At 39.6% G+C, this 23,320-nt stretch carries 19 protein-coding genes and 3 tRNA genes; 8 read left to right on the forward strand and 14 right to left on the reverse strand.

The genetic code is table 11. From position 1 onward, the window contains the following. Nucleotides 1-2,376: a xanthine dehydrogenase molybdopterin binding subunit gene (gene xdhB / locus ACYU0V_RS05495; RefSeq protein WP_461849337.1), complete on the forward strand. Its 2,376-nt coding sequence runs from the start codon at nucleotides 1-3 to the stop codon at nucleotides 2,374-2,376. 6 nt (nucleotides 2,377-2,382) lie between these two features. Next, complete coding sequence (xdhC, locus tag ACYU0V_RS05500) at nucleotides 2,383-3,366, forward strand: xanthine dehydrogenase accessory protein XdhC (protein WP_461849338.1); 984 nt, start codon at nucleotides 2,383-2,385, stop codon at nucleotides 3,364-3,366. Nucleotides 3,367-3,376: 10 nt separating this feature from the next. Here the strand turns inward: xdhC and ACYU0V_RS05505 are convergent, their stop codons facing one another. From ACYU0V_RS05505 to ACYU0V_RS05530, 6 genes are all read right to left on the reverse strand, one after another. Further along, a complete protein-coding gene (locus ACYU0V_RS05505) occupies nucleotides 3,377-4,072 on the reverse strand; it encodes a Smr/MutS family protein (protein WP_199113016.1) in 696 nt (231 codons plus the stop codon). Nucleotides 4,073-4,081: 9 nt separating this feature from the next. Further along, a complete protein-coding gene (trpC, locus tag ACYU0V_RS05510; RefSeq protein ID WP_461849340.1) occupies nucleotides 4,082-4,888 on the reverse strand; it encodes an indole-3-glycerol phosphate synthase TrpC in 807 nt (268 codons plus the stop codon). Between the two features lie 9 nt (nucleotides 4,889-4,897). Then, nucleotides 4,898-5,947 carry an anthranilate phosphoribosyltransferase gene (gene trpD / locus ACYU0V_RS05515; RefSeq protein WP_461849341.1) on the reverse strand — a complete coding sequence of 350 codons (1,050 nt, stop codon included), beginning with the start codon at nucleotides 5,945-5,947 and terminating at the stop codon, nucleotides 4,898-4,900. 9 nt (nucleotides 5,948-5,956) lie between these two features. Continuing rightward, entirely contained in the window at nucleotides 5,957-6,541 is a 585-nt protein-coding gene (locus ACYU0V_RS05520; protein ID WP_063099311.1) for an anthranilate synthase component II, read from the reverse strand. Between the two features lie 290 nt (nucleotides 6,542-6,831). After that, entirely contained in the window at nucleotides 6,832-8,634 is a 1,803-nt protein-coding gene (locus tag ACYU0V_RS05525; protein ID WP_461849343.1) for an aminopeptidase P family protein, read from the reverse strand. After that, on the reverse strand, nucleotides 8,631-10,190 hold the full coding sequence (locus ACYU0V_RS05530) for a peptide MFS transporter (protein WP_372549155.1): 1,560 nt from the start codon (nucleotides 10,188-10,190) through the stop codon (nucleotides 8,631-8,633). The genes ACYU0V_RS05525 and ACYU0V_RS05530 overlap by 4 nt, the downstream gene beginning before the upstream one ends. Before the next feature lie 762 nt (nucleotides 10,191-10,952). Between ACYU0V_RS05530 and glnA the strand changes: the two genes are divergently transcribed. From glnA to ACYU0V_RS05555, 5 genes are all read left to right on the forward strand, one after another. After that, the gene (gene glnA, locus ACYU0V_RS05535; protein WP_002052696.1) at nucleotides 10,953-12,368 is read left to right on the forward strand and encodes a type I glutamate--ammonia ligase; all 1,416 of its coding nucleotides are present in this window, start codon (nucleotides 10,953-10,955) and stop codon (nucleotides 12,366-12,368) included. Nucleotides 12,369-12,493: 125 nt separating this feature from the next. Then, nucleotides 12,494-13,003: a chorismate--pyruvate lyase family protein gene (locus tag ACYU0V_RS05540; RefSeq protein WP_069123744.1), complete on the forward strand. Its 510-nt coding sequence runs from the start codon at nucleotides 12,494-12,496 to the stop codon at nucleotides 13,001-13,003. Continuing rightward, nucleotides 13,000-13,878: a 4-hydroxybenzoate octaprenyltransferase gene (gene ubiA / locus ACYU0V_RS05545; RefSeq protein ID WP_069123742.1), complete on the forward strand. Its 879-nt coding sequence runs from the start codon at nucleotides 13,000-13,002 to the stop codon at nucleotides 13,876-13,878. The genes ACYU0V_RS05540 and ubiA overlap by 4 nt, the downstream gene beginning before the upstream one ends. A 110-nt stretch (nucleotides 13,879-13,988) precedes the next feature. Next, nucleotides 13,989-15,326, forward strand: a complete 1,338-nt coding sequence (locus ACYU0V_RS05550; protein WP_461849345.1) for an alpha/beta hydrolase — start codon at nucleotides 13,989-13,991, stop codon at nucleotides 15,324-15,326. 106 nt (nucleotides 15,327-15,432) lie between these two features. Continuing rightward, entirely contained in the window at nucleotides 15,433-15,633 is a 201-nt protein-coding gene (locus ACYU0V_RS05555; RefSeq protein WP_130118947.1) for a hypothetical protein, read from the forward strand. A 4-nt stretch (nucleotides 15,634-15,637) separates the two neighbouring features. Here ACYU0V_RS05555 and ACYU0V_RS05560 read toward each other — a convergent pair whose 3' ends face one another. From ACYU0V_RS05560 to ACYU0V_RS05585, 6 genes are all read right to left on the reverse strand, one after another. Continuing rightward, the gene (locus ACYU0V_RS05560; protein ID WP_005068176.1) at nucleotides 15,638-16,081 is read right to left on the reverse strand and encodes a DUF2726 domain-containing protein; all 444 of its coding nucleotides are present in this window, start codon (nucleotides 16,079-16,081) and stop codon (nucleotides 15,638-15,640) included. Between the two features lie 58 nt (nucleotides 16,082-16,139). Continuing rightward, a tRNA-Asn gene (locus tag ACYU0V_RS05565) sits at nucleotides 16,140-16,215 on the reverse strand. A gap of 180 nt (nucleotides 16,216-16,395) precedes the next feature. Next, nucleotides 16,396-16,471: transfer RNA gene (locus ACYU0V_RS05570), tRNA-Asn, on the reverse strand. Between the two features lie 8 nt (nucleotides 16,472-16,479). Then, nucleotides 16,480-16,555, reverse strand: a tRNA-Asn gene (locus tag ACYU0V_RS05575). Nucleotides 16,556-16,702: 147 nt separating this feature from the next. Next, nucleotides 16,703-17,329 (reverse strand): superoxide dismutase, encoded by a 627-nt coding sequence (locus ACYU0V_RS05580; RefSeq protein ID WP_000208083.1) that lies wholly within the window; start codon nucleotides 17,327-17,329, stop codon nucleotides 16,703-16,705. 145 nt (nucleotides 17,330-17,474) lie between these two features. Further along, nucleotides 17,475-18,233, reverse strand: coding sequence for a Nif3-like dinuclear metal center hexameric protein (locus ACYU0V_RS05585; RefSeq protein ID WP_461849346.1), 759 nt, complete (start codon nucleotides 18,231-18,233; stop codon nucleotides 17,475-17,477). Nucleotides 18,234-18,426: 193 nt separating this feature from the next. Between ACYU0V_RS05585 and ACYU0V_RS05590 the strand changes: the two genes are divergently transcribed. After that, entirely contained in the window at nucleotides 18,427-19,602 is a 1,176-nt protein-coding gene (locus tag ACYU0V_RS05590; protein WP_005068179.1) for a S1C family serine protease, read from the forward strand. A 42-nt stretch (nucleotides 19,603-19,644) separates the two neighbouring features. Here the strand turns inward: ACYU0V_RS05590 and ACYU0V_RS05595 are convergent, their stop codons facing one another. Together ACYU0V_RS05595 and ACYU0V_RS05600 are read right to left on the reverse strand one after the other, a co-directional pair. Further along, a complete protein-coding gene (locus ACYU0V_RS05595) occupies nucleotides 19,645-20,883 on the reverse strand; it encodes a multifunctional CCA addition/repair protein (protein ID WP_068613529.1) in 1,239 nt (412 codons plus the stop codon). 91 nt (nucleotides 20,884-20,974) lie between these two features. Next, the gene (locus tag ACYU0V_RS05600) at nucleotides 20,975-23,245 is read right to left on the reverse strand and encodes an NADP-dependent malic enzyme (protein ID WP_002118176.1); all 2,271 of its coding nucleotides are present in this window, start codon (nucleotides 23,243-23,245) and stop codon (nucleotides 20,975-20,977) included. Nucleotides 23,246-23,320: the final 75 nt, after the last annotated feature.

The raw sequence follows: 23,320 nt of genomic DNA on the forward strand, positions 1-23,320 counted from the left end.
ATGAATCAAACGATTGACTTCAGTGTTTCTAAAAAATCGGCTAAAGCTGGCGACTCCATTCCACATGAAAGTGCGCATTTACATGTGACTGGACAGGCAACTTATATTGATGATTTACCCGAGCTTGAAAATACGATGCATCTGGCAGTGGGATTTTCAAGTTGTGCCAAAGGCAAAATCAGTAAGTTTGATTTGGATGCCGTACGTCAGGCTGATGGTGTCTATGCAGTTTTTTCTGCAAAGGATATTGAGGTTGAAAATAATTGGGGGCCGATTGTTAAAGATGACCCAATTTTTGCCGAAGAGCAGGTTGAGTTTTATGGACAAGCCTTGTTTGTGGTTGTTGCCGAGAGTTATCAACAAGCCCGTCAGGCAGTTCGCTTGGCAAAAATTGAGTATGAGCCCGAAACCCCAATTTTAACGATTCAAGATGCAATTGAAAAAGAATCGTGGGTGTTACCGCCTGTTGAATTTAGCCATGGTGAAGTTGAGCAGGCATTTCAAAACGCAGCCCATCAACTTTCTGGAACCATTGAGCTGGGTGGGCAAGAGCATTTTTATCTTGAAGGACAGATTTCTTATGCGATTCCACAAGAAAATCAGAGTTTAAAAGTCTATTGCTCGACACAACATCCAACCGAAATGCAGTTACTGATTTGTCATGCATTAGGCATGAATATGCATCAGGTGAGTGTGGAAAGCCGCCGTATGGGTGGAGGTTTTGGCGGTAAAGAGTCACAGTCGGCGCAGTGGGCATGCATTGCATCTTTGGCAGCGAAAAAAACAGGTCGTCCGTGTAAATTACGCTTGGATCGTGATGATGACATGAGTGCTACAGGCAAACGTCACGGTTTTGCTTATGAGTGGTCTGTAGCTTTTGATGACAGTGGTGTTCTGCAAGGCTTAAAGGTACAACTGGCTTCAAACTGCGGTTTTTCGGCTGATCTTTCTGGGCCAGTGAATGAACGTGCGATTTGCCATATTGGCAATGCCTATTATCTAAATGCAGTTGAGCTACGTAACTTACGTTGTAAAACCAATACTGTTTCTAATACCGCATACCGTGGTTTTGGTGGACCGCAAGGCATGTTTGTCATCGAAAATATTATTGATGACATTGCTCGTTATTTAGGTTGTGATCCGGTTGAAATCCGCCAGCGTAATTTCTTTGCCGAACAGCCCGGTGCAGGACGTGACCGTATGCACTATGGGGCAGAAGTCCGTGATAATGTTGCGCCAAAATTGGTAGCTGAATTATTGCAGACTAGCGATTATGCGAAACGCAAACAGGCTATTCAGGCCTTTAATCAGAACAATGACATCATTAAGCGTGGTATTGCGTTAACCCCATTAATGTTTGGTATTTCGTTTAACGCCGTGCATTACAATCAGGCAGGTGCACTGGTCTATGTCTACATGGATGGTACTGTTTCTATTACCCATGGCGGTACGGAAATGGGACAGGGGCTATATACCAAAGTATGTCAGGTTGCTGCGCATGAGTTGGGTTTACCAATCGATAGCGTTCGTTTAATTGCAACCGATACTTCTCGTGTGCCAAATACTTCGGCAACTGCAGCATCAAGTGGCGCAGATCTAAACGGTAAAGCTGTTCAAAATGCCTGTATTAAAATTCGTGAGCGTCTGGCTAAACTTGCAGCCGAAATAAGTCAAAGTGAAGCTGAACAAGTCCAGTTTGAAGATAGTATGGTTTCAACAGCGAATGGTCATTCATGGACATTTCCTGACTTGGTTCAACGAGCATATATGGCACGTGTACAACTATGGGACAGTGGTTTTTATAAAACTCCAGAAATTCACTATGATCAGGTCAACCATTTAGGGCGTCCATTTTTCTATTATGCCTATGGTGCAGCGGTTAGTGAGGTCGCAATAGATACCTTAACTGGGGAAACGAAAGTATTACGTGCTGACATTTTGCATGACGTTGGGCGCTCAATTAACCCTGCAATTGATATTGGACAAATTGAAGGTGGTTTTGTTCAAGGGATGGGATGGCTTACGACAGAAGAGCTGTATTGGCAGCCGCATGGACCACACGCAGGCCGTTTGTTTACCCATGCGCCTTCAACTTATAAAATCCCGACCAGTGTAGATATTCCTCATATTTTTAATGTCAAACTGTTCAATAATCAAAATCAGGCAGACACCATTTACCGCTCCAAAGCGGTAGGTGAACCCCCATTTATGTTGGCATTATCTGTTTTCTCTGCAATTCGTCAGGCGGTACAGGCGGCTATTCCCGAAAAAGCTCCGCTAGTGCTCAATGCTCCAGCAACTGCCGAAGAAATTTTACGTGCAATTGCTATTGGATGGGGACAAGCTTTGGCTGCTCGCCCACAGGCTAAAATGTAGAAGATTATGCAACATTTACAATGGTGGACTGATTTTGTAGCGTGGCAAGTTGATGCTCTGCCTATGGTATTGGTCACAGTAGTCCGCGCTGATGGTTCTACACCGCGAGAGGTTGGTGCATCCATGTTGTTGCGGTTTAATTTGCAACAGCAATGGCAGCAGTCAGATACGATCGGCGGCGGGCATTTAGAGTTTCAGGCGATTGATATCGCTAAAGCAATTTTAAAAGAAACGGAAACTTGTGTGAGGCGTATTGAACGCTTTAACCTCAGTGCTCGGTTGGGGCAGTGTTGTGGCGGAGTAATGTGGTTATTGTTTGAAAAAATATCACCCGCTACGGTCACATCGGATTTATCCGTGAGTTTGCAAGCATGGCGAGTTGGAAAGCGTATATCGCGTACCGTCTCACATCAATATGCATCCACTTGGCAGACTATGGATAGGGAACGACAACCAAGTTTCGAGTTTGATTCTGACAGTAGTGAGCAATGGCAATTTAGCCAGCAGATTCAGCCTTATGCCATGCAAGTGCTGATTTGTGGCGCCGGGCATGTGGGAGAAGCAATTGTTCGCTGTTTATTGCCTATTGGAATTCGGGTGAAATGGATTGATCCACGTGATGATATTTTCCCATCCGATTTATTGGAACAGGTGCAATGCTTAACGACTGATACCTTAGAAGCCGAGATCGAGCATTTTGACCGTTCAGGAGCAATTTTAATATTAACTCATGACCATCAATTAGATTTGCAACTGTGTTTTGTAGCTTTAAAACCTACGGCAAAACCATTTGCTTATGTAGGAATGATTGGTTCAAAAAGTAAAAGGGCTATTTTTGAAAAACGTATGCAAGTACGTGGTTATACTCAGGAAACATTACAACGTTTGGTTTGCCCAATCGGGATAGAAGGGATTTCATCGAAACAACCTGCAATGATTGCCATTGCAGTAGTTGCTCAATTATTACAGGTATTTGATGTAAAAAAATGATCCCAAAGGATCATTTTTTTTGTTCGAACTTAGGATTTTTTTCTGCACGTTTAAGCAGTACGAGAACGGCACCTGTACCACCTTGATTTTCAGGGGCACTTACAAAGGCCAAAACATCGCGGTGCTGACGTAACCATCCATTGACATAGGTTTTTAAGACCGCTTCTGGGCCTTTACCATGCACAATTTTGATGACATTTTGATTTTCATCTTTTGCCATCTGGATAATCTGTAAAACTGCGTCACGTGCTTGTTCAATGGTACAGCCGTGTAAATCTACAGCTTCAAACCAACGCATCTTGCCTGCTTTTAAGTCTTCAAAAACCTTATGTTGCAGAGTCGCGATGCGATAGCTTAGCGTTGCTTGGCTTGCGACCGGATTTAAAGCAGCTTGCGTATCTGATAACTCGGCATGTTCGGTATCACGACCACCTTCGGCAGCTGCACGTTTCGCTAGCGTTTGTGCGTCGACTTTTCTGGCACGAGGTGTTTTTACATCGGCAACATTACTATTGTTGATACGTTTAACACCTGCAACAGCCTGTTGAAACAGATGGCTATCTTCCAATTCTTCAGACTCAGCCTGAGATTTTTTAGACTCAGGCTGATTTATGATTTTGCTTGAATGAGGATTGGAGATTTGCTTTTTAAATTGCTTCAATAACTTCTGTTGCTCTTTAGAAAGCGATGAATCTTTATTACTCATATATCTTCATTAAACCGTTTGAGGTTGTCCAAAAAGAGCAGTAAAAGCCTGATCTGGACGTGGTTGTTTCATAAAACTTTCGCCGACCAAGAAACTGTGAATATCATGCTCTTGCATCATATGTACATCATCTGGTGTCGCAATACCGCTTTCAGTAATTAATAAACGTGAGGTCGGAAGTAATTTTTTCAATCGAACGGATGTATTTAAATCTACATCAAACGTTTTTAAATTACGGTTATTCACACCTAATAAACATTGCTCAGAAAGCTTTAAAGCGCGTTCCATTTCTTCTTCGTCATGAACTTCAACCAATACATCAAGTTGATGCTCAAACGCAGTTTTAGACATTTCTTCAAGTTGCTGGTCAGACAAACAAGCAACAATCAATAAAATACAGTCCGCATGCAAAGCACGTGCTTCAACTACATTGTATGGCTCTACCAAAAAGTCTTTACGTAAAGCAGGGAGGGCACAATGATTGCGAGCAATCGCAATATTTTCATCTGCTCCCTGAAAGAAATCAACATCGGTCAGTACCGATAGACATGCTGCTCCAGCTTGTTCATATTGCTGGGCAATTTCGGCAGGATTAAAGTCTGCGCGAATGATTCCTTTTGATGGAGAGGCTTTTTTAATTTCAGCAATCACACCCGGACGTTTATGTTGCAAAGCATTAGCAAAACCTCGAACTGGTGTTGCCGCTTTCGCTAATTCTTCAACATCTTGCAAATTACGTTGTTTTAAACGCGCAGCAAGTTCCTCATGTTTACGGTCAACAATTTTACCTAAAATGGTATTTTGAATATTAATCATGAGAAGTCCTTAATCTGCCTGAGATTGCTTTAATGTTTTAGTAAATTCAGCTAAAACACTCATTTTCTCTAATGCTTGCCCGCCGTAAATAATATCTTGCGCAAATGTAACAGCCTGAGCATAAGTTTTGGTAATGCCTGCTACATAAATACCTGCGCCTGCATTAAGCGCAATCATGTTTGCTGCTTTTTCACCAATATCGGATTTATTTTTACCTAACGCATCTTTAATTAGCTTTAAGCTGGCAGCGGCATCCGCAACAACTAAACCATTTAAAGTTTGTGATTCAATTCCGACATCTTCTGGGTTAAGCGTCCATTCAGTAATTTCGCCGTCTTTGAGTTCTGCAACAGCAGTAGGAGCAGCAAGGCTGATTTCATCAAGTCCATCTCTTGAATGAACCACCATGACATGTTCAGCACCAAGCTGCTTCATCACTTCGGCAATTGGACGACAAAGTTCATCTGAAAATACCCCAATCACAAAACGTTTTACACCGGCCGGATTCGTAAGCGGGCCAAGTAAATTGAAAATGCTGCGAACACCAAGCTCACGACGTGGTCCAACAGCATATTTCATTGCTTTATGATGGTTTGGAGCAAATAAAAACCCTACACCCATCTCACGGATGCAACGTTCAGTTTGTTGCATGTCTAAATCAAGATGAATACCTGCTTGCTCAAGTAAGTCAGATGAACCTGATTTGCTTGAAACGCCACGGTTACCATGTTTGGCAATGGTTGCACCTGCCGCCGCAATTACAAAGCTTGAAGCAGTAGAGACGTTAAATAAGTTTTGACCATCACCACCTGTGCCGACAATATCAACTAAATAATTGATATCACTGACATCGATCTTGATCGCAAATTCACGCATGACACGTGCAGCAGCAGTAATTTCGTCAATACTTTCACCTTTCATGCGAAGGCCCATCATCAAAGCACCAATTTGTGCTTCGGTTGCCTCACCTTGCATGATGCTACGCATAATGTCTTCCATTTGCGGCTGAGTCAGGTGAATATTTTTTGTTATATGGTTAAGTGCTTGTTGAATATTCATAGGGATCACTTATGCATAAATATCTAAAAAGTTTTTAAAGATTTGATGGCCATGTTGACTCAAGATAGATTCAGGATGGAACTGCACGCCTTCAACAGGCAATGTCTTATGTTTAACACCCATGATTTCTTCCATGGAGCCATCTGTTTCATTGGTCCAACACGTTACTTCAAGGCAATCAGGCAGGGTTTGCTGATCAATCACCAATGAATGATAACGAGTTGCTGAGAAAGGGCTAGGAAGATTACTGAAAATACCTTTATTGCTATGGTACATATCAGATAAACGTCCATGCATCACCGTTTTCGCTCTTACAATTTTTCCGCCAAAAGCTTGCCCAATACTTTGATGTCCTAAACACACGCCAAGCAAAGGAATTTTCCCGGCAAAGTGGTTAATTGCAGGAATTGAAATACCAGCTTCACTTGGGGAGCAAGGACCAGGACCAATAACCAGATATTTAGGTTGCCATCGTTCAATATCCTCTAATGTGACTTGATCATTGCGAACTACTTTTACTTCCTGATTCAACTCGCCAAAATACTGGACGATGTTGTAGGTAAAAGAGTCGTAATTGTCGATCATTAGAAGCATGATGAACTTAACCTCATGATAATTAATATATATTTAATAAGTGACTAGAGTATTACTCACAATGTTACTCACTTTTTAAAAAGTACTTTTATTTGCTCAAATAAAAAGCCGCTTTCTAAACGGCTAATATAACAAAAAAAGAAGTAACCAGTTTAACTATTTCATTCGTTAGAAATTTGCTGAAAAAAGCTTTGGAAATGGGTGCTTTTTAAAATTATAGTAAGTACAAATAAGGCAGAATAAACTTGTATTGGAAATAAAAATTATTCTGCCTTCTTCACACAAGAAGATTAAATTTTACGTGTGTTATAGATCATCCAATCTAAAACATCGCCAGATAAATGTTCGGCCAGTCTTTCTTGAACAGTTTGATGATAACCATTTAACCAGTCTTTCTCTTCATTCGTTAGCATGGCAACGACGATACAATCTAAATGAATCGGGCAAAGGGTCAGCGTTTCAAACTCTAAGAAATCGCCGTAGGTTTTCTCAAACCCTGAGTGAAGTCTGTTTGCAACCAGATTCTCAATACGAATACCGTATTGTCCTTCATGGTATAAGCCCGGCTCGTTTGAAAGAATCATACCTTCACGCAACTTACTATAGGCATGGATAGGCGCGTAATAAGAAAGAACTTGCGGCCCTTCATGAACATTAAGCGCAAAGCCTACGCCGTGACCTGTTCCGTGTCGATAATCTAAACCATGTTGCCATAAAGTATGGCGACAAATTGAATCGAGTAGAGGAGCGGCTAAACCTTCTGGATAAATCGCTTTTGCCAAGGCAATGTGACATTTTAAAACCAATGTGTAATCACGTTTTTGTTGCCCTGTCGGCGTGCCTACAGGAACAACACGAGTAATATCGGTTGTTCCATCTACATATTGCCCACCTGAGTCAATTAGCAATAGACCATCACCTTCGATAAATGAATAGTGCTCCTCAGTTGCACGGTAGTGGGGTAGAGCACCATTAGCATTAAAGCCAGCAATCGTTGAAAAACTCGGCCCTATAAATCCATCTTGCTGAGCACGGGAAGCCGTAATTTTCTCATCAATAGTTAGTTCTGAAATGCTTTCACCATGATGAAGGGCTTTCTCTAACCAGTGGAAAAAGTGGCAAAGCGCGACTCCATCTTTAACCATTGCGTGACGGATATAAGCAATTTCGCTTTCATGCTTACGCGATTTAAAAAGTGTACTCGGATTGATGTCATATACAACCTGAATATCTTTTGCGATAGCCTGTTCATGAAAAATCGATACTTTGGCGGGATCTAAAAGTACTGAGGTATCAGAGATATTCGATAAAAACTTAGCGGTATCTTCGTAGTTACAAATTTCAATACCATCGGCTGCTAAAGCTTGTTGAATGCTTACATCAACTTTTTCAGCATCAATAAAAAGAATAGCTTGCTCTGCATTAATATAAAAATGAGAAAGAAAAACAGGGTTATATTCTACATCTTGCCCACGTGCATTTAGGACCCATGCAATATCATCTAAAGATGAAATAAAATGACCCGCAATATTCTTGTTAGCTAAGCTTTCGCGAATTGCCTGAATTTTTTCTTTACGTGAGAGGGCATTTAACCCTTCAGGCATTAAATGGATTTTTTCTGATGGAAGTTCAGGACGGTCTAACCAAAACTCTCCGACTAAATCTTGCTGGGTTTCAAGTTTATAATTCTTAACTCGTGCAGTATGTTCGAGCGCCTTAAATTGTTGAATGGATAATGTTTGGCCATTTACTGAAATGACCGAACCAGTTGGTAGATTTTTCTCAATCCACGCGAGATGTGTAGAAGTTTCATCACTGGTCAGTTTTTGTAATTGAAAGCCAGTTCCAGCGAGTTGTTGTTCGGCTTGTACCCAATAGCGACCATCAGCCCAGAGACCAGCAAAGTTTTGAGTTACGACTAGCGTACCAACAGAACCACTAAAACCGCTTAACCACTGCCTTACTTTCCAATAGTCGGGTAAATATTCTGACATATGGGGATCAGCACTCATCACAACAAACGCATCAATCTGCTGAGTACGCATGAGTTTGCGAAGTTTCTCTAGTTTTTCTGGAACAGTTAAAACGCTCATATAGTTTCCAAGTCAGGTTGAACTTTGCTGGTACTTTTGTTCATTAATCTATTGATAGGTTTCTTTAATAAAAATAACACGATTGCACCAACGATTAATGCCAAAACGCATCGCATAAAGAGAGTCGGTAAATGATCAATACCATCTGACGATACGTGCCCGCCAATGAGACCAGCGATGAGATTACCTAAAGCTGAGCCAGTAAACCATAGTCCCATAATTTGGCCTCGAATCACATCAGGTGCAAGTTTAGTCATAGTTGATAGCCCAATCGGGCTTAAACAAAGTTCTCCCATGGTAAGCAAAAACAAAGTTCCTACTAACCAAAATGGTGAAACTAAGCCGCCAGCAATTGCGAAACGACTGGCAAAAGACATAACGAGAAAGCCACCAGCTGCAAGTAACAATGCAATGATAAATTTACTGATATAGCTTGGATCTTTATTTGATTTACCCAGTCTTGCCCAAAGCCATGCTGCAATTGGAGCGAATATAATAATAAAAAGGGCATTGATTGATTGGAACCATACAGTTGGGATTTCAAATCCGAAAACCATACGATCTGTATAGTCTTGCGCAAATAAATTAAAAGAAGTTGGTTTCTGTTCAAAAGCAGACCAGAACAATGCTGATGTTGCTAATAAAACAAAACAAATAATAATTTTAAATTTGTCATGTTGCTCTAAATTCAAGAAAAGTAATAAATAAGCAAAGTAAGCAATAATGCCGATGCCAATCCCAACTGTTAAATAAGTTGCTACCGCGACCGGATTAATATGAATGACACCAAATAAGGTAAGCGTAATAATGACTGCAACTGCGAATAAAAAGCTAAATACAATTTTAGGCGCATTTTTATTTTCTACGACAGGTTTATTGCAGTTGTCAGTTTGTTGGCGCAACTGATTGAAAGACTGTAGCTGTGGAATCGCTAATGTACGAAAAATAAGTAAAGCAATCAACATTCCAAGGCCGCCAATCCCAAAACCTAGATGCCAGCCATGATCGCGAGCCAATATACCTGTAATAAGCGGGGCAATAAACGACCCCATATTAATCCCCATATAAAAAATGGAGAAACCAGCATCGCGCCTACTATCCTGAGCTTTGTATAATGTTCCCACAATTACCGAAATACAGGTTTTAAATAATCCTGAGCCAATAACAATAAGGACTAAACCGAAATAAAAAAAGAATTGATCAAAGAGTGCGGTTAGAGCAATAGATAAATGGCCTAATGCAATAATAATAGAACCATACCAGACCGATCGTGCCTGACCTAACCAGTTATCGGCAATCCAGCCACCAAAAACGGTCATTAAATACATAGATCCAGCAAATAACCCAACAATCGCGGCTGCAGTTGGACGGTCAAGGCCTAAACCACCGTCATTAACCATTGCAATCATATAAAGAACGAGTAAAGGCCGAATACCATAATAAGAAAATCTTTCCCAAAGCTCTGTAAAAAATAAAGTTTTTAATGGTTTTGGATGGCCGAAAAAAGCTCTGTCATATTGTTCGAGTTCATGCTTCATTTCAAATCCTTTGAACATATTTGTAGTTTAGATAAAACAAAACTTTTAGTTTGTTTAATTATAAAAAAAAGTTATGTTTTATTTTTTAGATTTTTTAAAATGAAAAAGCAAGTTGGTCATGTATAAAAAAGGTATATAACAAATGGTAAAAAATTAGAAAGTTGAAATTATCAGTTGAAAAGATTCCTCTTGGCGCACCAAAGCTGATCAGGCCAGCCCTAGCGTAAAACTACGATGAGAAAAATCAAATTAGCACTTTAAAACCTTAACCTTTCTATGGATGGGCAGTGAAGAGTGGTAATTGATGTTATTTAAAAAAATTGTGTAGAGTTACTTAGAAATCGTATTTATGTTCAAACTTTTTTGGCAAGGGCATACTGTAGATACCATCGTCTAATTTAGAGATTAATAGTTCTATCGGCAATAGATTATTATTTTTAAGGATTACAGTAAGAAAGTCAGATTTCTATATAAGAAAGTATTATGATCACAAATTACTGTTAGATATTGATGCGGTGATTCATATTAGCGCAACAATTTTGCACTAAATTAGGGCGATTGCGAGCTATTCTTGTATGCCATAATTTGAAAATGTCTGAATATGGTGCATTTAACTATGCAAACAGTATAATGGGTTCAAGACAAGGGGCCTAAATCATGGATAGTTATAAGCAATTCAATGTTTTAGGTAAGTCTTATAAAGTTGGTATGAGAATTGCTATATAAATACCAGCAACTAACACGCACTTAACAAGTGCAACAAAATTTCATTGGAGCAAAATGAGCATGGCGAACAAGGTCCTTCAACTCATACAAGAAAGTGGCGCAAAATGGGTCGATTTTCGCTTTACTGATACTAAGGGTAAAGAGCAGCACGTAACTTACCCAGCTGATTCTATTGATGAAGATACTTTTGAAGACGGTAAAATGTTTGATGGTTCTTCAATCGCTGGTTGGAAAGGCATTGAAGCATCTGACATGATTTTACGTCCAGATGCGGAAACTGGTTTTATCGACCCGTTCTTTGCTGAACCAACTGTAGTTGTGACTTGTGACGTTATTGAACCTTCAACTGGTCAAGGTTATGAGCGTGACCCACGTTCGATTGCTCGCCGTGCAGAAGAATACTTAAAATCTACAGGTATCGGTGATACTGCATTCTTTGGTCCAGAACCAGAATTCTTTGTATTTGACGAAGTGAAGTGGGACATCGATATGTCTGGCGCTCGTCATACATTAATCGCTGAAGAAGCTGCTTGGTCTACTGGTAAAGACTACGAGTCTGGTAACTCTGGTCACCGTCCACGTGTTAAAGGTGGTTACTTCCCAGTTCCTCCAGTTGATTCTTCACAAGATATGCGTGCAGAAATGTGTGCAAAAATCGAAGACATCATGGGTCCAGGTCGTGTAGAAGTACATCACCACGAAGTTGCTTCTTGCCAGTTAGAAATTGGTGTGAGCTTCAATACACTTGTACGTAAAGCTGACGAAGTTCAACAGTTCAAATATGCTGTTTGGAACGTTGCACATCAATATGCAAAAACAGCTACGTTTATGCCTAAACCAATGGTAGGTGATAACGGTTCTGGTATGCACGTTCATATGTCTATCTCTAAAGATGGCAAAAACTTGTTTGCTGGTGATGAATATGCAGGCCTTTCAGAAATGGCGTTGTATTTCATTGGTGGTATCATCAAGCACGCTCGTGCATTGAATGCAATCACAAACCCATCTACAAACTCATACAAGCGTTTGGTTCCTCACTTCGAAGCACCAATTATGCTTGCTTACTCAGCGCGTAACCGTTCTGCTTCTATCCGTATTCCATACGTTTCTAGCCCTAAAGGTAAGCGTATCGAAGCTCGTTTCCCAGACCCAATGATGAACCCATACTTAGGTTTCGCTGCATTGTTGATGGCTGGTATCGACGGTATCCAAAACAAGATCCATCCGGGCGAAGCTGCTGATAAGAACTTGTATGATCTTCCTCCAGAAGAAGAAGCAAAAATCCCAACAGTTGCTCATAGCCTAGATATGGCTCTTGAAGCACTTCAAGCAGATCACGAATTCTTGTTAAAAGGCGGCGTGTTCACTAAAGAAATGCTTGATGCATACATTGAACTTAAAACTGAAGATGTACGTCGTCTTAACACGACTACTCACCCAGTTGAATTTGATATGTACTACAGCTTGTAATACGTATTTCGTAAAAAAGCCTGCATATGCAGGCTTTTTTATTGCTTAGAATGTTGATTGAATTATCTACGTTTTTTATCAAAAAATTGGAGTAAACTAGGTGCGAGTTTTCATGTGAGCAGATTATGCGTAAACGGCAACCAGTACTTAAACAGGAAAAGGCTTTAAATCCTGAGTTGAAAACATGGTTGTATGCTTCTGGTTCTCTGACTCAACAACTCACTGAGCTCGGTGGCGGCCAGTTTAGTGTGAAGCCCTTTAAAGAACACTTTCAGCGTTTAACTTTGGTAGATAGTCAATGGATGAACATGCCTCATGCACACACTTCATGGGTGAGGGAAACCTACTTATATGGCTGTGAAGCAGAGCCGTGGGTGAAAGCAAAAAGTATTTTCCCAATTCAAAGTTTACAAAAAAAAGCGCGTATATTTCAGCACATCGGCTCTAAACCGATTGGCTTTTTTCTATTTCAAAGAACGACTCCGCTTTGTGACCGTCGTGTCATTCGTTTGCCAGAAGGATGGACGCGACAAAGTTGCTATACTTGGCATGGATGTAAATTTATCGTCCAAGAAACATTCTTACCGGCTTTTGAAGCTTTTTTAAATCAGCAGCACGACAAGGAATCACTATGACGACTGCAACAGGCACAACATGGCGTCAGCGTTTAGAAGCTTATTATTATCTATGTCGATTTGATAAGCCAATTGGTACTGAACTGGTGTTTTGGCCAACCATGTGGGCACTTTGGGTTGCATCAAAAGGAATACCTGATTTAGGTATTTTATTTGTCATGATTTTAGGCGTGATTTTTATGCGCGCTGCTGGATGTGCGATTAATGACTTTGCTGATCGTAAAGTAGATGGTCATGTAGAGCGAACAAAAACGCGCCCTTTAGCAACAGGAGTGATTCGTGCAAGAGAAGCTGTATATGTATTCTTAGGCCTCGTTTTAGCAAGTGCAGCTTTATTGTTCTTTTTACCGATCGAAACTTTCTACTGGTCATTTGGGGCATTACTTCTAGCGTTTATTTATCCATTTATGAAACGCTATACCAACTTACCCCAAGTATTTTTAGGTGCAGCATTTTCATGGTCAATTCCTATGGCCTTTACCGCGGTAGGTAAAACTCCAGATTTAACTTGCTGGTTGCTCTATTTTGGTAATTTGGCATGGACAGTGGCTTATGATACTCAATATGCAATTACAGATCGTGAATATGATTTAAAGATTGGCGTGAAATCTACAGCTATTCTTTTTGGTCGATATGACATCCAGATCATTGCTCTTTTACAAGCAACTAGTCTTGTTTTGATTGGTACTGCACTATATTTAGAAAATATCTTATTCCCATGGGCAGTTATTGCTTTAGTTGTAGTCGCATTCGATTTTGTATATCAAACAATTAAAACCAAAGACCGCAACCCTCAAGTATGTTTTTGGGCATTTCGTCACAATCGTTGGGTAGGATTAATCATTTTTCTAGGAATATTTTTAAATTTCATATAGTAAAAATGACCGTGAGGTTGAAAAGTGTTCTATGCAGAGCACTTTTTTTATGTCTTAATATTTGTGCATAAAAAATATGCGGAATAAAGAACACATAAAAAGGATATTCTATGAAACGGTCAAAAATTGCTTTAGCTATAACATTATCAATTTCAGCATTATTTCTTACAGCGTGTAATGACGATGATGATGACTATATTGGTGTTAATCCCGATAAAACTTATGTTTCTGAAAAAGCCTATTCTAAGGATACCTTAAGTGGTGCTTCATCTATAAAAGTAATGACTTATAACATGGTGAATGTACAAGGGAAAACAGCTGAAGCAACTGCTTTAGTCATGTTCCCGAAAGTTGCTCAACCAAAGGATGGTTATCGCGTAGTGGTATGGGAGCACGGCACTGTAGGAGTGGGGGATAGTTGTGCACCAAGCAATAATACGATTAATCCACGCTTCAAAATTTTAGCTGATACTTTATTAGCTGCTGGATATGTGATTGTAGCCCCAGATTATGAAGGGCTTGGTACAAAAGGAATCCATCCATATCTTAATTTAGCGAGTGAAGCAAAATCAGCATTAGCAGCTGTTAGAGCAGTAAAAGATCGTTATGGCTCACAATTAAACGGCGATTGGATGTCTGTAGGTCAGTCACAAGGAGGTCAGGCATCTATAGGTACTGCTGAATATGCAAATACAGATATAACATATAAAGGTGCAGTTGCAGGCGCGCCTGCGTCGAGTTTGGGAACAATTATTCTTGATGTAGCACCAAATGCATTAGCATTAATTGAGCAGCAAGAAATTGCAGGTAATGTAGCTTTAGATAAACGAGTTTCTATTGACTCCTATGCTACTCTGCTAGCTTACGCCGCTTTAACTGGTGTTGGTATTAAAGCCTATGAACCACGTTTTGAATATAGAGATATATTTCAAACAAGAGCGAAGTCTTTAGCTGAGTTTGCAGAAGGAACTACAGGAGAAAATGGTCTTTGTTTAGATAGTGCTGATCCGAGCCTTAGTCTAATTAATAAATTTAAAGAAGATATTATTAAATTTATGACTGATAATCCAGGTAAAAAAGTTATCGATTATCCGGGACTTGATGTTACTAATTTTAGGTCAAATGAGACGGTTCAGAAATTTTTACTCGCAAGTCAGCCTGGTACAAAGCGTTTAGATAAACCGGTATATATTGCTCAAGGTAAAAATGATACCAATGTGCCTTATCCAATTACTCAAATGATGGTAGCTGGATTGGTAACTTTAGGTTCACCTAACATTAAACTAGATTTAGTAGAAAATGCTACGCATACTCAAGCAATTGTTTGTAAAAATGCTGATATCTATCAATTTATTCAAACTAATATGCCCGCTAAGACAAATGCAGTTGTAGATCCATCTATAATTGATGCTAGTGGAAAACCAGAATGTACTGGAGTCGCACAATAATTTTTTGGATTTAAAATATTCAAATTAAAAGGGTCCTAAAGAGGGCCCTTTTTTTGTTATATTGTTACGCATTCTGAAATCGATACTATTTGAGTTTAAAGAACTTATGAGCCAGCAACCTATTGAAAAAAAATCTGTTCCTTGGTTATTAATGGGATTAGGTTTACTTATTCCTTTTCTGATTATTGGAATACTTTTCTTGGCTGCAAAAAGTGATGCTAAAAATAAAAAACAATATGAACAACAGCGTTTAGAGATGGCAAAAAGAATAGCTGAGAAAGAAGCTGCAAATTCTGAAACCAATTAGCTTGTTAATGAATATCCTTTTGTAATTGGCGTACAGTAGGAATATTTGTGTAGCGCTTTACAAGGTAACCTGCTTCAGTGAGCATTTGATCACGAATACGGTCTTCTTCTACTTTTTCAAGATGAGTCGGGTCATCTAGCTCAATAATGGCCATTACTTCCATCTTATCATTTAGCACGACAAAGTCAGTGACTTTACGGTTGAACTGACTACGAATTTTATAGTCATTACTTGTAATTAATGCGCTAAAAGCCACTTGTGCTAACACATGATAATTTGGAAAACTTTGTTTTAAACGTATAAACATTTGAGTTTCAAAGTTTGTAATGACAGGGCGAGCAAAGAATTTTTGTTTTGGAAATAAATAAGGGCGTAAACAAACAAGAAGAAAAATACAGGTGCTTACGCAACCTAAAACAATAAAAAATAAGTGACTCGATTCGAACATGTGAAGGCATCATACAAATAAAAACCCACTCATGATGAGTGGGTTTTTTTAAGAATCTTGGCTCTCCCACCTGGGCTCGAACCAGGGACCTGCGGATTAACAGTCCGTCGCTCTACCGACTGAGCTATGGGAGAATCTGGAAAAGGATTTTAGGCAGGAAAAGGGGCTGGGTCAAGCCTTAATGGCAGAATTAGAGGGAATATCTCATCGTTTGGTTTAAAAATATTCGAAACATTGATTTTATTCAAAATAATGGAAAATTATTAAATCTTAGAAAAGAAAAAACCCGCAATAAATGCGGGCTTTTAGAATCTTGGCTCTCCCACCTGGGCTCGAACCAGGGACCTGCGGATTAACAGTCCGTCGCTCTACCGACTGAGCTATGGGAGATTAGTAGATGGCTCTCCAACCTGGGCTCGAACCAGGGACCTGCGGATTAACAGTCCGTCGCTCTACCGACTGAGCTATTGGAGAATCTGATGCGCATTTTATGGATGAAATCGAAAAGCGTCAATAAGAATATTAAAGAAAATGAATCGTTTGCTTGATTAATATGCTTTTGCTGTATTAAAAATAAAAAAAACCACCCAAAATAGGGTGGTTTTTCATAAAGAAATAAAATTATTTCTCTACACCAGCTGGTTGACCTGCAAGTTTTGCATTTGCATAGTCCCAGTTCACAAGGCTTTCTAAGAAAGTTGCGATGTATTTAGGACGTAAGTTACGGAAATCGATGTAGTAAGCATGTTCCCATACGTCAATTGTTAATACAGCAATTTGACCATGTGCAAGTGGAGTGTCTGCATTAGAAGTTTTAGTAATAGATAATTTACCATTTACTTCATCAGCAACTAACCAAGCCCAACCTGAACCGAATTGAGTTGTTGCAGCAGCAGTAAATTCTTCTGCAAACTTTTCGTAGCTACCAAAAGCTTCGTCAATTTTAGCAGCGATTGCGCCAGTAGGCTTACCACCACCATTTGGCTTCATGCTGTTCCAGTAGAAAGTGTGGTTCCAAACTTGAGCAGCATTGTTGAAAATACCAGCTTTAGATGCATCACCAGCAGTCGCTTTAATGATTTCTTCTAAAGTTTTACCTTCAAGGTCAGTCCCTTTGATTAAGTTGTTTAAGTTAACAACATAGGTATTGTGGTGTTTATCGTGATGGTATTCTAAAGTTTCTTTACTAATATGTGGCGCTAAATCATCATAGCCATATGGAAGTGCAGGTAAAGTAATGGTTGTCATGTTCCTATTCCTTGCATTTGCTGGGTTATACAATTAAGTGGCTCTATTGTAAATGATTCTGGTAACAATAGGGCATCGTTTTAAAGAACTATACACAATAAAGATCTAATTAATACGCATAACACAGATTGAAAAAAAGACTTAATTAAATCGGATTATTCAATTCAAAATATTCTACTTCAATTGAAAACTGTTTTGAGATCGCTTGTGCCAAACGCTGAACTCCATAACGCTCAGTAGCATGGTGACCACAGGCGAAATAGTGAACCCCTAATTCTTTCGCTTCATAAAAAGTTCGTTCACTGACTTCACCTGAAATGTAAGCATCACAATTTTGCAAAGCAGCTTTAGCAATAAAATCTTGAGCGCCACCTGTACAGAAGCCTACTTTTTGAATGCTTTGCTTTTCTGCTGGCAAATGAATCACTTTAAAATCAAAACTGTTTTGAAGCTGTGCTTTAAATTCATCCACAGAAAGTGCTTGCTCTAAATAACCAATATTACCAATCGGATGTTTTTCGGTTAAATCGAGTGGTTCTAAATTCTTCAAGTTTAGTTTTTCTGCAATGGCTACATTGTTGCCTAAAGTTGGGTGAGCATCTAAAGGTAAATGATAAGCAACTAATGAAATATTATTTCGGATGAGTTTCTTAATGCGGTTACCACGCATTCCTGTAATTGGATACGGTTCGCCTTTCCAAAAATAACCGTGATGTACGAGTAATAGATCTGCATTCTGAGCAATTGCAGCATCAATTGCATCTTCGGAAGCAGTAACCGCACAAAGGATACGCTTAACTTCAGTTGAACCTTCAATTTGCAGTCCATTCGGTGCGTAATCTTTAAATTCTGCTGCTTTTAAGGTTTGGTCGCTCCACTGAATAATTTCATGCAAATTTGCCATGATATTTCCTGAATTGAGTAGTAATAATTGCTAAAGCTATAGAAACATATTTTGTTGTGTAACTAAAGCTAGACAAATCTTTTTTGACTTTTTTATGTATATCGACATATTTAATTTAAAATGCTTAACTGAAAACTCTTTTTGTTCAATATATTAATTTAATTAAAAACTTCTTTGCGTAGAGGATATGAACGTGCGCCGCACCTTTACATGGTTACCTTGGGTGTTACTTATTATTGTAATTGCCAGTTTTATTGCATGGCAAAAATACCATCAGCCGAAACCAACTGTTGCAGTTGATGGGGTGCAAATGCCTGCTGAGAAAGTTGAACCACTCGTTGATACTTCGCGAGCGGGCGGGGTGGTATCTTATAGCGCTGCAGTAAAAGTTGCAGCGCCAGCAGTTGTTAATATTTTTACGACCCAGAAAGTTAAACAAAATCATCCTTTATTAAGTGATCCGGTCTTCCGTGAGTTTTTTGGAAATCAGGTTCCAGAACAACAACAGCAAAATGAAAATAGCTTAGGCTCTGGGGTTATTGTACGAGCTGATGGTTATATTCTGACCAATAATCATGTAATTGCTCAAGCTGATCAGATTGTAGTTGCATTACATGACGGCCGTCGTGCAGAAGCAACGATTGTTGGAACAGACCCTGATACTGATTTAGCCGTAATTAAAATCGATTTAGATAAATTACCTGTATTGCCATTTAAGTTGAGTGGTAATGAAGTAGGTGATGTGGTCTTGGCTATTGGTAACCCATTTGGCGTAGGTCAAACGGTAACTCAAGGTATTATTTCTGCGACTGAACGCTCTGATTTAGGCATTAATACCTATGAAGACTTTATTCAAACAGATGCCGCAATTAACCCAGGTAACTCTGGTGGAGCATTAATTGATGTGGCTGGGAATTTAATTGGTGTAAATACTGCTATTTTCTCTCAGTCAGGTGGGTCTTTAGGAATTGGTTTTGCAATTCCTGCAAAAGTTTGCCAACAAGTACTAAACTCAATTTTGAAAGATGGCCGTGTAGTCCGTGGATGGTTAGGTATTAGTTTAGTACCACCTACACAAGAAGACGTATTAGCACCTAAACAGCAAATTGGTGTTGTGGTTGCAGATGTCTTGAAAAATGGTCCAGCTGCATCAGCAGGTATTAAGATTGGTGATAAAATTATTCAGGTGAATAATCAACAAATCACTTCAGCATCTCATTTGATTAATTATGTTGCATTACAAGCGCCTAACAGCGAAATTAATGTAATGGTCGAGCGAGATGGGAAGCAACAAAACTTTGTGGTGACAGTAGGGGAAAGAAAAAACCAAAATACTCAATCACAATTTATACCGCTGCCTAAACAGTAAAGATAAAAAAGCCTCGTAATGAGGCTTTTTTCTTGGTGTTAATTAAGTATGAGAGAGGGCTTGATGCTGATGTTTGAACTCAGTTAAAGCATCAATACGGTACTGAATGAGCATTTCACCAATCTCAGCACCTTTAATGTTTTCAGGTAAATCCTGAACTTTAATAGAGCGAACGATTTGCATCGCATCCAACATGTACTGAGCTTGGGGGTAGGGACGATCTTCTAAACCGAGTCTTCCTTTAGCATCACATTCACATGCTTGTACAAAAGCTTCCACTCTCTCAGGGCGACGTAGTACGTCTAGACGCTGTAATAGACGCCATATAGTTCCTGGTTTTAACGACATAATCTGATGACATTTTAGATGTTCTTTACATACTGATAAAGCCAGCTGTCGAGTTTGAGTTGGAACTTTTAAACGTTCACATAATTCGGTAACAGGTTTTACTCCACGTTCTTCATGCATGATATGGCGAGGAAGTTCGTTAGCTGGAGTCAATGCTTTACCCAAATCATGTACTAAAACAGCAAATCTAACATCAAGCGAATAGTTTGACTTACAAGCTTGCTGTAAGGACATTAAGGTATGTATGCCGCAGTCCACTTCTGGATGATATTCAGGGCGCTGTGGTACACCAAATAATGCGTCAATTTCAGGGAAAAGATGTTTCAACGCCCCACAGTCACGCAATGTCTGAAAATAAACATCTGCATGATCTTCTAAAAGTGCGCGAGAAGTCTCTTTCCATACACGTTCTGGTGTTAAGGCATCAAGCTCACCTGATTCGGCCATGGTTTGCATAAGCTGCATTGTCTCTGGCGCAATCTGAAAACCATATGAAGAATAGCGGGCCGCAAAGCGTGCAACACGTAAAACACGTAAAGGGTCTTCAGCAAAAGCTTCTGAAACATGACGCAAAGTTTTATTTTCTAAATCGGTTTGACCGCCATATGGGTCGTATAGTTTGCCATCTTGATCCATTGCTATGGCATTGATGGTTAAATCACGGCGGATTAAATCTTCTTCTAAACTTACTGTGGTATCAGTAAAAAATTGAAAGCCGTGGTAGCCTTTACCAGATTTTCTTTCAGTACGTGCAAGTGCATATTCTTCTTTCGTTTCGGGATGAAGAAACACAGGAAAATCTTTGCCTACAGGTTGAAAACCTTGGGCGAGCATGTGTTCCGGCGTTGCACCGACAACAACATAATCTTTTTCTTGATAGGGATGCCCAAGTAAAAAATCACGGACGGCACCGCCTACTAAATACACTTGCATGAAAAAACCTCTATTCTTCAAGCAATCATGCTACAGAATAGAGGTTTTCTCAAGTCATTAGAGATGCTTTTCGTAAAAAGCAGTTTCTAAATTACTTTTCTTGTTGTTGGATTTCAGCAACAGTTAAAGCAGTCATATTGATAAGACGACGAGTTGTTGCTGTCGGTGTTAAAATATGAACAGGTTTTGCTGCCCCAAGTAAAATTGGACCAATAGTAACGTTGTTACCAGAAGTCGCTTTCAACAAGTTAAATGAAATATTTGCTGCATCTAAGTTTGGCATAATGAGCAAGTTTGCAGAACCTTTGAAACGTGAGCCAGGGAATGCAAATTGACGAATGTTTTCGTCTAATGCTGCATCACCGTGCATTTCACCCTCAACTTCAAGCTCAGGAGCTTGCTCAGATAAAATACGATAAACTTCACGCATTTTTTGAGCACTTGAGTCAGTCTGGTCACTACCAAAACTTGAATGAGAAAGCAGGGCTACACGCGGAGTAATACCAAAACGACGTACTTCTTCAGCTGCTAAAATAGTCATTTCAGCAAGTTGTTCAGCAGTCGGGTTTGTATTTACGTATGTATCAGCAATAAACAAGTTACGATCTTCGAGCATTAATGCATTTAAGGTGAAGAAGTTATTCATACCTTCTTTTAGACCGATGACATTGCGTACAAAGTCAAGGTGAATGTTATAGCTACTGTAAGTACCACATAACATACCGTCTGCTTTACCAAATTTAACCAGTAAAGATGCAATCAAAGTTGAACGGCGACGAGCTTCACGTTGAGCATATTCAACAGTAATGCCTTTGCGTTGCATAGTTTGATAGTAGTCTTTCCAAAACTCTTCATACATTGGGTTTTGTTCTTGATCTACAATCTCAATGTTTACGCCATGTTGTAAACGTAAGCCTAATTTTTTGATATTAGCTTCAATAACAGCAGTACGACCTACTAAAATTGGTTTAGCTAAATCTTCATCAACTGCGATTTGCACTGCACGTAATACGCGCTCATCTTCACCTTCAGCATATGCGATGCGTTTAGGATCAGTTTTTGCTTGAGCAAAAATCGGTTTCATCAAGAATGCAGAGTTATAAACGAACTCAGATAATTTTTGGCGGTATGCAGAGAAATCTTCGATCGGACGAGTTGCAACACCTGAGTCCATTGCAGCTTTAGCAACAGCAGGAGCAATTTCCAAAATTAAACGTTGGTCAAGTGGACGTGGAATTAAATAGTCACGACCAAATGAAGCAGATTTCTCACCATAAGTAGCTGCATCTGCTTCTACGTGTGCCATACGTGCAATTGCATGTACACATGCAATTTTCATGTCTTCATTAATTGTTGTTGCACCAACGTCAAGCGCACCACGGAAAATATAAGGGAAACATAATGCGTTGTTTACTTGGTTTGGATAGTCAGAACGACCAGTTGCCATGATTACATCAGGACGTACTTCATGTGCATGTTCAGGTAAAATTTCTGGATCTGGGTTTGCTAAAGCAAAAATAATAGGGTTCTCAGCCATCTGTTTCACCATTTCTTTGGTGAGAATACCAGCAGCAGAAAGACCCAAGAACATATCAGCACCAGCCATTACTTCATGTAACTGAGTTGCTTTGATGTCTTGAACATAACGTTTTTTCGATTCATCCAAGCCTTCACGTGAAGTAGTGAGTAGACCGCGAGAATCGGCAACAATGATATTTTCTTTATTTACGCCTAAAGCACAAAGTAAATCTAAACAAGAAAGAGCAGCAGCGCCTGCACCTGAAGCTACAATTTTGATTTCATCAATTTTCTTATTTACAAGTTGCAATGCATTAAGCAAAGCTGAACCTACAATGATACTTGTACCGTGTTGATCGTCATGGAATACAGGAATTTTCATGCGTTCGCGAAGTTTCTTTTCGATATAGAAACATTCTGGCGCTTTAATATCTTCGAGGTTGATACCACCGAAAGTTGGCTCAAGAGAGGCAACAATATCTACAATTTTATCTGGATCGTTTTCTGCAATTTCGATGTCAAATACGTCAACACCAGCAAACTTTTTGAAGAGTACGCCTTTACCTTCCATTACAGGTTTAGACGCTAATGGTCCAATATTACCTAAACCAAGAACAGCTGTACCGTTACTGACTACGGCAACCAAGTTTCCGCGAGCTGTATATTTAGCAGCAGCTGATGGATCACGCTCAATCTCTAAACATGGCGCAGCAACTCCTGGTGAGTAGGCTAGAGCCAAATCTCGTTGGTTGACAAGTTGCTTACTTGGGGTGACGCTGATTTTCCCTGGGTTTGGATATTCATGGTAATTTAAAGCGGCCTGTTTTAAAGATTGATCGTCCATCTGAGTCTCTATTTGATACAAAAAAGCAAACTAGTCAAATTGCTCATTTAGGGAGAGGCAACTCACTTCTTTAAC

The sequence above is a fragment of the Acinetobacter sp. X9 genome, from assembly GCF_054889255.1.